Source organism: Dactylosporangium siamense, assembly GCF_016862795.1.
In the GTDB taxonomy this organism is placed as follows: domain Bacteria; phylum Actinomycetota; class Actinomycetes; order Mycobacteriales; family Micromonosporaceae; genus Dactylosporangium; species Dactylosporangium siamense.
Map to the genome: position 1 here is coordinate 17779 of NZ_BONQ01000168.1, position 12125 is coordinate 29903.

Here is a 12125-nt window from a genome sequence, read left to right on the forward strand (position 1 = left end):
CAAGTGCCGCGAAAGACGCGGCAAGCGTCGGAACCGTCAGACGGGGACGATCATCTGGGTGCGGCGGGCCTGGTCCGCCGCACTCAGGATCCCGGTGATGGAGGCCCCGTACCGCACGTCGCACGGATGTGGCGTGCCGCCCGCCGCGCCGATCAGGGCCGTCACCGCATGGCCGAAGGCGGTGACGGGGGTGTCGTCGCCCCAGGCGGGCAGCGTGAGTGCGCCGTGCTCGCCGAAGTACGAGAACCCGAACGACGTCGCGTCCGGCGCCGCGTCGAGCGTCAGCGACAGCGTGCTCGCCGCTCCGCTGTCGTGCCGCAGGAGGAGGTGCACGGTGTCGTGGGGGCCGTCGGCGGCGCTGAGGTCGACGACGGGGCCGAGCAGCGGCAGCACCACCGACAGGGCGTGCGGGCCGAGGTCCCACAGCCCGCCGTGCTCCTTGCGCCAGGTCGAGCCCGCATAGGGGTTGCCGGGCTGGAAGATCGAGGCGTACATGGTGGCGTGCGCGGCGTACCAGCCACCGAGGGCGGCGTTGTCGCGCAGGAAGGCGTCGACGGCCGGGATGAACCGGTTGGTGAAGAAGACCACGGACGCGACGCCGCTGGACGTGACCGCGTCGACGACCTCGGTGGCGGACTCGACGGTCAGTGCCAGGGGCTTGTCGAGCAGGAGGTGCTTGCCGGCGCGGGCGGCCCGGACGGCGAGGTCGGCCTGGATCTGCGGCGGGAGGGCGATCGCGACCGCGTCGACGGCGGAGAGCAGCGCGTCGACGTCGTCGAACGCGGTGGTCCCGAACGACTCGGCGAACTCGGCGGTCTTGGCCGGGGATCGGCCCCAGACACCGGTGAGGGTGGCGTCGGGGTGCGCCGCCAGCGCCACCGCCTGCGTCGTCCTAGCCCAGTGGCCCGTGCCCAGCACCCCGAATCGCATCCGGCCATTCTCCACGAACGCCGCACCACGGACGCACGAGGGCCGCGCCAGCACGACGGGCCGCGCAACGAAACGAGCACGACGGGCCGCGCCACAAAACAGCACGACGGGCCGCGCCACGAAACGACAGGGTCGCGGCGGTCAGGCCGGGCCGTGCTGGTCGATCCACGCGTCGATGCGGGCCCACCACTCGTACAGCCAGTCGACCCGCTGCTCGTGACCCACCGGCACGTCCGCCGCGTCCACGGACCACCACCGCATCGTGATGGTCAGGTCGAGCGGGAGGTGCCGCCACAGGTCCGCGACCGTCAGCAGCTTGTCGAGGCCGGTGTGCGCGACCCAGATGACCCCGGCCTCGGGTGCGGCGTCGAGCGCGGCGAGCGTCCCGCCGGGCCGGGGCGCGAGGACGTGCCGCATCCGGGCGGCGCGTTCGGCCATCGCGTGCAGGCCGAGGTCGCGCAGCCGCTGGATGGCGCGTTCCCGCCGGGTTGGGGTGAAGTTGCCGCCCTCCGGGAAGAGCACGAGGGCGTCGTTGTCGTCGAGGCCGGTCGCGAGGCGGGCCACGTGCGACGGGTCGCCGCCGCCGGCGGTGAGGAACTGGTTGGGCAGCCGGTTGAGCATGACGTCGATGACCGGGTCCCACTGCAGGGTGTGCTTGAGGACGATGCGTGGCTCCCGGTCGAACCAGTTGACCAGCGCGTGGATGATCAGGAACGAGTCGCCGGGGCCGGCGTGCCGGCAGAACACCAGCTCCGGCTGGCCGGGCGCGGCGACGTCGGGGTCGGTGCCGACGACCGCGACCTTGACGCCGAGCGCCCAGCGGGCCTGCCCGTACAGCACCCGCAGGAACCGACCGGTCAGCACGTAGTGGATCCGCTGGAAGCGCGGGCCCCGCAGGCGGAGGCCGAACCCGCTGCCGACCCAGAGCCCGAAGAGCACCACCAGCGCGACCGCTTCCAGCAGCAGGTAGACGGCGAGCATCCAGGTGACCCGCAGGGCGCGCAGCCGTCCGGTCCCGAACGGTGCGCACAGGGCCGCGACGAGCAGCCAGACCGGCATGGTGAGCAGGACCGCGACGATGACCACGAGGAAGACCGGGGTGAGCACGACCCGTCGCAGCCACCGGGGCGGCATCAGGAAGCCGCTTGCAGGTAGTGACACGAGGCGTCATACGCGCGGTCGATGCGGGCCCGGGCGAGGGCCATGTTCCGGTAGGACAGCGGTGAGTCGTCGCGTGTGGTGCCGCCGCCGGTGGGCAGGACGTGGACGGTCACCGAAGGCGGCGCCTCGGACAGCTCGCGGGCGAAGCGGTGCCGCCGGGCGACCTCGAACGCGACCTGCGCGACCTCCCACGGCCGGCGCGGTGGGCGTAGCGGGCGTTCGATCCGGCCGACCTGCATGACGAAGACGGTCTTCGCGCCGAGGGCGACGGCGCGGCCGACGGGCACGGAGTTGACGATCCCGCCGTCGATGAAGTGCTCATCCTCGAGGTGTACGGGTGGCAGCAACCCGGGCACCGCGGAGCTTGCCAGGACCGCCTCGACGAGGGGTCCCTTGGCGAACCAGTGCTCCGCGGCCCGTTCGATGCTGGCCGCGCAGCACTGGAACGGCACGGGGAGGTCGTCGAAGGTGGTGTCGGCGCCGAGCTCCCGGGTCAGCAGCCGGCGCAGCGGTGCCGGGGAGTGCAGGTGGGTCCGGCGGGCGAAGCGGCCCAGTTGCCGGGGCAGCGAGTCGCCGTAGACGGTGCGGGCCTCCGGTGACACCCACAGCTCGGTCAGGCGGTCGGCGACCCGCTCGTCCGGGGAGGCGGCGACGGCCGCGCCGTTGAACGCGCCGATCGACGTGCCGACGACGAGGTCGGGGCGGATCCCGGCGTGCAGCAGGGCGCGGGCCATGCCGACCTCGACCGCGCCGAGGACGCCGCCGCCGCCGAAGACGAACCCGACGGGTCCGGGAAACCGTTCACGCACGGCTCACAACGTAACTCGGTGGCGCGGACGCCGCAGAACTCGACGGCCGCCCGGACGGCGGAGGACCGCCACCCTCCCCGGGCGGCGGGCCACCACCAGGGCCGCCACCACCAGGGCCGCCGCCCCCGGGGCCGCCACCACCGGGCGGCGGCGGGGGGCGGTCGTCCTTGCCCGGCCGGTCCTTGTCCTTGGGGGCCGGGACCAGGTCGGTCATCGGTGGGAGCGCGGAGCCCGGCGGGCGCTGGGAGATCCGGGTGTCGCAGTCGACGTCGTTGACGGTGAAGTTGCTCGGCGGGCTGGGGTTGCCACCGCTGCCGGCCAGGCCGACGGTGAGCGCCTTGCCCGGTGGCAGCGCGTAGGCGCCGATCATCTTTACCCCACCGCCGATGCGGTCCCACGTGGCGATCGCGCCGTCGATCCGGTCGACGTCCTGCCCGCCGGGCAGCAGGAAGTGCAGCGTCCACGGGTCGACCGGCCGGTTGCCGGTGTTGGCGACGGTGACCCTGGCCGAGAACGGGCGGTCGCCGTCGGCGTCCATTTCGGGATGGATGTAGAAGTCCACGTTGCAACCGGCTCTCGGCGCCCACGGCTTCCAGTACGCGAGCCAGCCCGCGCCGACGGCGACCACGACCGCGGCGATCGAGGCGGCCAGGGCGCGGCGGCTGCGCCGGCGGGCGGCCCGGCGGCGGCGCGGGACGGTCACCTCACGGCCGAACGTCGCGTCGGCCGGCTCGCGGTGCCGGGCCCCGATCACGTGGGGCACGTGCACCTCCTGGGTGGAGGAGCCGTCCTCCCCGGGGAGGACGACGTGGATGCCGGTGGCGGCGGCGAGGACCCCAGCGACCTCGGCGGCGGACGGCCGGTCCTCGGGGTCCTTGGCCAGGCAGCGGGCGACGAGCCGGCCGATCTCCGCCGGGAGGCCGGCGATCTCCGGCAGCGGGTGCGGCGGCTCGTACACGTGGTTGGCGATCATCTGGGTCGGCGTGTCCGCGTGCCACGGCAGCCGGTCGGTGAGGCACCGGTAGACGAGCAGGCCGACGGTGTACACGTCGGTCGCGGGGACGACGCCGCCGCCGAGCAGCCGCTCGGGGGCCAGGTAGGCGGGGGTGCCGAAGACGGTGCCGTCCTCGTCGTCGGGGTCGAACGAGCCGGTGAGCCCGGCGACACCGAAGTCGAGGATCTTCGCACCGGCGGCGGTGAGCATGATGTTGCTGGGCTTGATGTCACGGTGCACGACGTGCCGCTCGTGCGCGGCGGCGAGCCCGGCGGCGACCTGGGCGCAGATCTGGGTCGCGCGGCGCCACGACATGGGTCCGCTGCGTAGCCGGTTGGACAGCAGTTCGCCTTCGAGGAGCTCCATCACGACGTACGGCCGGCGGCCGTGGCGGCCCACCGTGAACGCGTCGCCGGCCTCGCCGTAGTCGTGCACGGCGGTGATGTTGGGGTGCTGGAGCCGGGCGACGACCTGTGCCTCGGCCCGGATGCGCTCCCGGTTGCCGGGTTTGTTCGCGAGCTCCTCGGCGAGGAGTTTGATCGCGACGTCCCGATCGAGCACGAGGTCCTGGGCCCGCCACACGACCGCCATGCCACCGGTGCCGACGGGTGCGATGAGCCGGTACCTGTTGCCGAGGACCTCGTCAGCCGTCCCGCTCACCCAGTCGCCGTCCTGATCGATTCCGGTCGCTGTACCCCAGAGACCCTAATCGTGAACCGGCCGGTATGCGAGACCCCAAAAGCGAACAGCCCCGGCAAACTTCCCGTCGAGGCCAACCGGGCGCGCGTTGCGGTAGAGGCCGGGCTGCGGCGGGCCCAGGTGCCGCCTGGAACCACGCCGGTCACGTCCGGATACAACCCCGGTATCCGGACGCACCCGGCGCGGCCCCAGCCGACGCCTGGACCTCGCCTCGCACCGGCCTCTACCGCAACGCGCGCCCGGACATCCGACTTAAATCGTCAAAAGGTTGCCGTCGGGCACGACGATCTGCGGCCGGCCGTGCTCGAGGACCGCGGCGGCCTGCCGGGCGGCGAAGCCGGGCGCCTCGTTGATGGCCGTGCGGTAGACGTCGGCGGTGTTGGCCGCGATGGTGGACCAGCCGTACTTGCGGCCGACCATGGTGCGGGCCTTCTTCGCGACCCGGCGGGCGAACGGCTCGTCCTCGAGGAGGGTGCCGACGGACGCGGCGAGCGCCTCGGGGCTCTTCGCCGGGAACGTCACACCGGTCTCGCCGGGTTCGACGATCTCGGCCAGGCCACCGGTCGCGGCGACCGCGAGGGGCGCACCCGCGGAGGCGCCTTCCAGGGCGACCATGCCGAACGGCTCGTAGATGCTCGGCACCACCAGGGCGTCGGTGGCCGCCATGAGCGCCGGCAGCTCGCCCTCGCCCATGAAGCCGGCGAAGCTGACCGCCCGTTGCAGCCGCAGCCGCCGCACGTCCTCCTGGAGCTCGCCCCGGTGCGGGCCGTCGCCGGCGATGACGACCCGCAGGCCGTTGTGCCTGGCCCGCAGCTCCGGCAGGGCGGCGATGAGGTCCTGCACGCCCTTCTCGTAGACCAGGCGGCCGGCGTAGCCGAGGAGCGGACCCTCGCCGGCGAACCTGGCGCGGGCGGCGTTGACGGCTCGCGACGGGGCCTTCCAGACGCTGGAGTCGACGCCGTTGGCGACGACGGAGACGCGGCCGGGCACGAGGTCGAGCAGCCGGGTCACCTCCCAGCGCATGTACTCGGAGCAGACCACCACCCGGCAGGCCTCGTGTCCCAGCCACCACTCGACGGAGTGGATGCACTTGTTCATCTCGTCGGGCAGCCAACCCTGGTGCCGGCCGGCCTCGGTGGCGTGGATGGTCGCGACCAGCGGCAGGTCGAGGCACTCCTTGAGGGTCACGGCGGTGTGCGTGACGAGCCAGTCGTGGGCGTGGATGAGGTCATACTCGCCGGTGGCCGCGGCGCGCAGGGCGGCCCTGGTGAGCGTGTGGTTGAAGGCCATCGTCCAGGCCAGCAGCGTGGAGGTCGCCAGGGGGAACAGCGGCGGGTCCTCCGCCGCGCGGACGATGCGGACGCCCTCGGAATACTCCTCCAGCGGAGCGCCGGGCGCGTGCCGCGTGACGACGGTGACCTCGTGGCCCGCCGTCACCAGTGAGGTGGCGAGCGCGTGCACGTGCCGTCCCAGCCCGCCGACCACGACGGGTGGGTACTCCCACGAGAGCATCAGGATCCGCATCGGTGTCGCCGCACTGCCGATGGTCTGGTCCACGTGGCCGCCCCCACAGTCGAGTTGTTGATCGAAAACGCCCGCCCTGCTACCCACGCGCGCCAACGCTGACACACGCATATCAGACTCGCGTGTGACGAGGTGGGTGGGCTTGAGACTCATCCTGCCGGGCGAGGGTTACCAGGGAGGCAAATCTCATTTCTGGGGTGTAACGGTCAGCCGAAGATTCGCCGGACCCGCAGGGTTTCCGCGACAGACCACGCCTGGAACGGGCACCCGGTGCCCCGGTGTGGGGCATGTCCGTCTGCTGTCTCGCTGACCGAACCTACACCCCACTCCCACAGATGCGCCTCGATACCGGCCAACAACTCACGGTGATTTTTTAACTGAGTGTGGTGGACCGCATCGATGTAGGGACCGGTCAGCCAGGGCCAGACCGTCCCCTGGTGATAGGCCCGGTCGCGGTCGCCGGGAGACCCCCGGTGCAGGCCGGTGAACGCCGGGTCGTCCATCGCGAGCGACCGCGGCCCAAGCGGCGTGAACAGCGAAAACAGTGCATCTGGCACCGGTGTGCCGCGCAGCGGGCCGTGCGGCAGGCTCCAGGCCAGCAGCTGGTTCGGCCGGGTCGAGGGATCGTCTCCGTCCGGGCCGTCGACCACGTCGAAGAGGGGGGCTGCATCCTGCACGCCGCTTGCAGAGTGCAACATCCGGTAGCGGGCGCCGAAGCTCGCCGTGGCCCGTTCGCGGAGCCGGTGCAGCCCGCTCGCGTCGCCCCCGAGCCGCTCCTTGAGCCCGGCGACGGCGGCGAGCCCGTTGATCCACAGCGCGTTGACCTCGACCGGTTTGCCGACCCTCGGTGTGACAGGGATCCCGTCGACACGTGCGTCCATCCAGGTGAGGGCGACCCCGGGGGCGCCCTGCGTGACGAGACCGTCGGCCGGGTCGACGCGGATGCCGAACCGGGTCCCGGCGACGTGCGCGGCGATCACCTGCTCGAGGCCCGGCAGGACCTCCCGTGCCAGGTCCTCGTCGTCGGTGGCCATGACGTGCCGCTCGACGGCGTGCAGGAACCACAGTGTGCCGTCGACCGTGTTGTACTCCGTCTGCCCGGTGTCGGCGGTGTTGGCGAGCATGCCCTCGGACAGGGTGGCCGCGTAGGCGCGCAGCAGCTCGCGGCCCTCGTCGCACCAGCCGGTCGAGAGGAACAGCCCCTCGTAGCTGATCATGGTGTCGCGGGCCCAGGTGCCGAACCACGGGTATCCCGCCACCACGTCGGGCGCGCCCTGCGCGCCGGCGACCACGAAGGCGTCCGCCGCGAGTACCAGCGCCGCATCCACCGCATCGGAAGCGTCGTGCGTCAACGATCGGTGCCGCTCCTCCGCACGGAGGACGACCCGCTGCGCGCCGAGCGCCTCGCCCTCACCGGCCCACGCCTCCACTTCGAGGGCCTCTCCGGCGTGCAACCGCGCGCTGAACTCCCCGGCGTACCACAGGTCCTCGGTCGCGTTCAGCCCGCGGGCGGCCTCCTCGCGGGCGTAGGCACCCCGGTACCACTGACCACCCGGCTGCCAGGAAGGGCCTTGCAAGCGGAACGCCCGCTCGACGACGGCGCCGCCGGAATCCGACGCCACCGCGGGCGGCGGCCCGGCGGCACCCCGCTCGCCGTGCGCGTCGCGCCACGTGACGAGGGCCTTCAGCGTGAGCGTCACCGGGCCGGGCGCGCTGAGCAGGCGGTGCACCACGCCGACGTGCGGGCTGCCGTGGACCATCGCGAGGCGGCGCTCCAGGACGACCGGCCCGATCCGCCAGCGCCACCGCGGCAGGCCGTCGACGATCTCGAAGCGCTCCAGCAGCGTGTGGCCCTCGGGGCTGACCACGCCGCCGTCCCACTCGTGCGTGGCGAGGGACACAGTGGCCCCGGACGGCAGCGTCAGGACCGGGTCGAGCGCGGCCAGCCCGAGGTGCCGGCGGGCAGGCTGGCCGGGTTCGGCGACCACGAGCAGGCCGTGGTACCTGCGGGTTCGCAGCCCGGACACGGTGCCCATGGCGTAGCCGCCGGTCCCGTCCGGCACCAGCCACTCCCGGGTCGCTCCGGCCGACAAATCACCGCATACCTGCGCACCGAACACCACCATGGGCACAATCTTGGTGGCAAGAGGTGGCAGAGTGCGAGCGACTCGCGACAAGATTATTGATCAAGGCAAGATTGGGGGGCGACAAAACAGACATCAGGCTAGACCAGGACCGCGCTCAACTTGAGCGAAACATCTGCGACGGAGAATGACTTCGTGATCGAGGACGATGGGAACGCGGAACGCCGCCGGCTCGCTGAGGCCGACAGCGGGGAGCGCCCATGGCGGGGGTGGGGGCCCTACCTGTCCGAGCGCGCCTGGGGCACGGTCCGCGAGGACTACAGCGCCCACGGCACGGCCTGGGACTATTTTCCGCACGACCAGGCCCGCTCCCGCGCGTACCGGTGGAACGAAGACGGCATGGCGGGCATCTGCGACGACCGCCAGACGTTCTGCTTCGCCCTCGCCCTGTGGAACGGCAAGGACCCGATCCTCAAGGAGCGGATGTTCGGCCTCGGCGGTGACCTCGGCAACCACGGCGAGGACGTCAAGGACTACTGGTGGTACATGGACTCCACGCCCACCCATTCGTGGATGAAGTGGCGGTACCACTACCCGCAGCAGGCGTTCCCCTACGACGACCTGGTCGCCGAGAACTGCCGCCGCGGCCGGGACGAGCCCGAGTACGAGCTGGTCGACACCGGCATCTTCGACGAGGACCGCTACTGGGCCGTCGAGGTCGACTACGCCAAGGCCGGCCCGACCGACGTGTGCATGCGGATCACCATCCAGAACATGGGCCCCGAGCCGGCCAGCCTGCACGTGCTGCCGACCCTGTGGTTCCGCAACACCTGGGCCTGGGGGCTGCCCGGCCGCGACTACATGCCCGAGATCCGCGCCAAGGACAACGGGCTGCTCGCCGAGCACCGGCTCCTCGGCCGCCTCGCGCTCACCGGCGACGGCGCGCCCCGCCCGCTGTTCTGCAACAACGACACCAACGGCGACCGGATCTGGGGCAAGCCGGGCCGCGAGTTCCCGAAGGACGGCATCAACGACCACATCCTGCACGGCAAGGACACGGTCAACCCCGACCTCGTCGGCACCAAGGCCGCCCTGCATTACCTCGTCTCTGTGCCCGCCGGCGGCACCCACGAGATCCGGCTCCGGCTGAACCTCAACGCCCCCGGCGCCAAGGACCTCGCCCCGGCCGACCTGCGCACCGACTTCGACACGACGATGTCGCGGCGCTCCGCCGAGGCCGACGAGTACTTCGGCGCGCTGGTCCCGCCCACCGCCACCCCCGAGGAGGCGATGATCGTCCGGCAGGGCGTCGCCGGTCTCATGTGGGGCAAGCAGTTCTTCCACTTCGACGTCGCGCGCTGGCTGGAGGGCGACCCCGTCTCCGAGCCACCGCCGGACAGCCGCCGCCACGGCCGCAACAGCCACTGGTGGCACATGAACAGCTGCGACGTCCTGTCGATGCCCGATCCGTGGGAATACCCCTGGTATGCGGCCTGGGACCTGGCCTTCCATTGCGTGGCCATCGCCCGCGTCGACCCCGGATTCGCCAAGGACCAACTGCTTCTGCTGCTGCGGGAGTGGTACATGCATCCGAACGGCCAGATTCCCGCCTACGAGTGGGCCTTCGGTGATGTGAACCCGCCCGTGCACGCCTGGGCCGCGCTGCGGGTCTTCGCGATCGACGGCTCCAAGGACTTCGACTTCCTCGCCCGCGTCCTGCACAAGCTGCTGCTCAACTTCACCTGGTGGGTCAACCGCAAGGACGCCGAGGGCAACAACGTCTTCGAGGGCGGCTTCCTCGGCCTGGACAACGTCGGCCCCTTCGACCGCTCCGCCGCCCTTCCCGTCGGCGGCCGCCTCGAACAGTCCGACGGCACGGCATGGATGGCGATGTACGCCCTCAACATGCTCGACATGTCCCTCACCCTCGCGGTGCACGACCGCGTCTACGAGGACATCGCCGCGAAGTTCCTCGAACACTTCGCGTACATCGCCGACGCCGCCTACGAGTTCGGCCTGTGGGACGAGGAGGAGGCCTTCTTCTACGACGTCCTGCGCACCGCCGACGGCCAGCGCATCCCGCTCAAGGTCCGCTCCGTCGTCGGTCTGCTCCCCCTCACCGCCACCACCATCATCAGCTCCTCCACCCTGCGCCGCCTGCCCGACGTCGCCGCCCGCCTGCGCTGGTTCCTCACCAACAAACCCGAGTACGGCGACGTCGTCGGCGCGAAGAAGAGCCGCGGCGGCCAGCAGCTGCGCCTGCTGTCGATGGTCGGCCCCGACCAGCTGATCCGCATCCTGCAGCGGATGCTCGACGAGGAGGAGTTCCTCTCCCCCTACGGCCTGCGGACCCTTTCCCGGGCCCACAAGGACGAGCCCTTCACCGTGCACGTCGGCGAGGCGGACTACACCGTCGGCTACGAGCCCGGCGAGTCGACCAGCGGCCTCTTCGGCGGCAACTCCAACTGGCGCGGCCCGATCTGGTTCCCGGTCAACTACATCCTGATCGAGGCGGTCCGCCGTTTCTCCGAGTTCTTCGGCGACGACCTGCAGGTGGAGTACCCGGCGGGCAGCGGCAAGATGGCGACGCTGGCCGCCGTGGCCGACGACCTGTCCCGCCGGCTGGTGAACCTGTTCCGCAACGACGACTCGGGGCGGCGGCCGGTGTTCGGGGACGTGCCGCTGTTCCAGAACGATCCCGGGTGGCATGACCTGTTGCTGTACTACGAGTACTTCCACGGGGATACCGGGGCGGGTCTCGGGGCGGCGCATCAGACCGGGTGGACGGCGCTGGTCATCGACCTGATCCTGAACCTGCACGCACCACCGCATCCCCGGCCCGCTGACTACTGATATGCGGCCGGTATCTCCTGCGTGGAAGGGCGCTACGTCAGCCACTCGCCGCCGACCATCAGGTCCCGTCCGGCGATCTCGTTGACCTCGCGCCAGGCCTGGATCAGTGCCGGCCGGATGCGGAAGTACGGGTAGTCGCGCTGCTCGCGGGGGTCGAACCCGGTCTTGGTCGCGAACGCGTCGGCGACCTCGTCGGTGATCCTGTCGGCGACGACCGCGGATCCTTCGATCAGGACCACGTCGCGGGTCGGCCCGATCGTGAGCCGGACCCGGCCGCCGGCACGGAGATTGCGGGCCGTGGGGTTGCCGGCCGCCGTCGAGATCAACAGCGTCTCACCGTCCCAGAGGAACGACAGCGGCACCAGATGTGGCGTACCCGCCCGGTCGGCGGTGGCCACCCAGGCGTCGACGTCTTCGTCGAGGCGGCGTCGGGCGTCCTGCACGCGCTGCCCGCGCGGTCGGGGTGCGGCGGTCATGGTGTCGAGCCTCCTGTTTCGGCTACGGGTGGTGAGGAAGGCCGGTCGCTGTTTCGGCGCCGCTTCCCGCACCGGGGTCACCGCCGTCCGGGACGGCAGCGGCACGCGCTGCCGTCCCGACGGCTGTGGGACAACGATCGCGGCTACTCCGCGTAGGGCTGGTCGGTTCCCTGGCTGCTGTAGCCGAGACTCCAGATGTAGCCGTCCGGGTCGGCGAAGGTGCCGCCGTACCCGCCCCACGACAGAGCGCCGGCGGGCTTGAGGACCGTGGCGCCGGCCTTCTCGGCCTCCGCCATGATCTCGTCGACCCGCGCCTCACTGCGCACGACATAGGTCAGCACCAGTCCGCTGAAGCCGCTGCCCTCCTGGTCCGCGCCCACCTGAGCGGCCAGGCCTTCGCGGCGGTAGAAGCCGACGGGCGAGGCGCCGTCCGACTCGAAGAACACCGAAATGCCGAAGTCGCTCCGAATCGTCCAGCCGAGCCCCTCGGTGTAGAACTGCTTGGCCCGGTCCATGTCCCGGACGCCAAGAAGGATCGAGCTGACGTGTGCCTTCATTGTCGTACTCCTTCTGCGTAGATGATCATGTGATGCAT

General features: G+C 71.5%; 9 protein-coding genes. 1 reads left to right on the forward strand and 8 read right to left on the reverse strand.

The window, feature by feature from the left end:
- Window positions 1–36: 36 nt before the first annotated feature.
- From Dsi01nite_RS50535 to Dsi01nite_RS50560, 6 genes are all read right to left on the reverse strand, one after another.
- Entirely contained in the window at window positions 37–930 is an 894-nt protein-coding gene (locus tag Dsi01nite_RS50535; protein WP_203853663.1) for a Gfo/Idh/MocA family protein, read from the reverse strand.
- A gap of 141 nt (window positions 931–1071) precedes the next feature.
- Complete coding sequence (locus Dsi01nite_RS50540; RefSeq protein WP_203853702.1) at window positions 1072–2064, reverse strand: 1-acyl-sn-glycerol-3-phosphate acyltransferase; 993 nt, start codon at window positions 2062–2064, stop codon at window positions 1072–1074.
- Window positions 2064–2900, reverse strand: a complete 837-nt coding sequence (locus tag Dsi01nite_RS50545; RefSeq protein WP_239136997.1) for a patatin-like phospholipase family protein — start codon at window positions 2898–2900, stop codon at window positions 2064–2066. Before Dsi01nite_RS50545 ends, Dsi01nite_RS50540 begins: the two co-directional genes overlap by 1 nt.
- Window positions 2893–4554 (reverse strand): protein kinase domain-containing protein, encoded by a 1662-nt coding sequence (locus Dsi01nite_RS50550; RefSeq protein ID WP_203853664.1) that lies wholly within the window; start codon window positions 4552–4554, stop codon window positions 2893–2895. The genes Dsi01nite_RS50545 and Dsi01nite_RS50550 overlap by 8 nt, the downstream gene beginning before the upstream one ends.
- A 291-nt stretch (window positions 4555–4845) precedes the next feature.
- On the reverse strand, window positions 4846–6117 hold the full coding sequence (locus Dsi01nite_RS50555; protein WP_203853704.1) for a glycosyltransferase family 4 protein: 1272 nt from the start codon (window positions 6115–6117) through the stop codon (window positions 4846–4848).
- 206 nt (window positions 6118–6323) lie between these two features.
- A complete protein-coding gene (locus Dsi01nite_RS50560; RefSeq protein WP_373318952.1) occupies window positions 6324–8243 on the reverse strand; it encodes an amylo-alpha-1,6-glucosidase in 1920 nt (639 codons plus the stop codon).
- A gap of 153 nt (window positions 8244–8396) precedes the next feature.
- Between Dsi01nite_RS50560 and Dsi01nite_RS50565 the strand changes: the two genes are divergently transcribed.
- Window positions 8397–11054 (forward strand): MGH1-like glycoside hydrolase domain-containing protein, encoded by a 2658-nt coding sequence (locus Dsi01nite_RS50565; protein ID WP_239136999.1) that lies wholly within the window; start codon window positions 8397–8399, stop codon window positions 11052–11054.
- 32 nt (window positions 11055–11086) lie between these two features.
- Here the strand turns inward: Dsi01nite_RS50565 and Dsi01nite_RS50570 are convergent, their stop codons facing one another.
- Together Dsi01nite_RS50570 and Dsi01nite_RS50575 are read right to left on the reverse strand one after the other, a co-directional pair.
- Window positions 11087–11530 carry a pyridoxamine 5'-phosphate oxidase family protein gene (locus Dsi01nite_RS50570; RefSeq protein WP_203853666.1) on the reverse strand — a complete coding sequence of 148 codons (444 nt, stop codon included), beginning with the start codon at window positions 11528–11530 and terminating at the stop codon, window positions 11087–11089.
- 143 nt (window positions 11531–11673) lie between these two features.
- A complete protein-coding gene (locus Dsi01nite_RS50575) occupies window positions 11674–12087 on the reverse strand; it encodes a VOC family protein (protein WP_203853667.1) in 414 nt (137 codons plus the stop codon).
- Between the last annotated feature and the right edge of the window lie 38 nt (window positions 12088–12125).

Coding starts and splice junctions, on each gene's coding strand:
- Dsi01nite_RS50560 (WP_373318952.1), bottom strand. CDS start 8,243: ATGGTGGTGTTCGGTGCGCAGGTATGCGGTGATTTGTCGGCCGGAGCG.
- Dsi01nite_RS50555 (WP_203853704.1), bottom strand. CDS start 6,117: ATGCGGATCCTGATGCTCTCGTGGGAGTACCCACCCGTCGTGGTCGGC.
- Dsi01nite_RS50535 (WP_203853663.1), bottom strand. CDS start 930: ATGCGATTCGGGGTGCTGGGCACGGGCCACTGGGCTAGGACGACGCAG.
- Dsi01nite_RS50540 (WP_203853702.1), bottom strand. CDS start 2,064: ATGCCGCCCCGGTGGCTGCGACGGGTCGTGCTCACCCCGGTCTTCCTC.
- Dsi01nite_RS50575 (WP_203853667.1), bottom strand. CDS start 12,087: ATGAAGGCACACGTCAGCTCGATCCTTCTTGGCGTCCGGGACATGGAC.
- Dsi01nite_RS50570 (WP_203853666.1), bottom strand. CDS start 11,530: ATGACCGCCGCACCCCGACCGCGCGGGCAGCGCGTGCAGGACGCCCGA.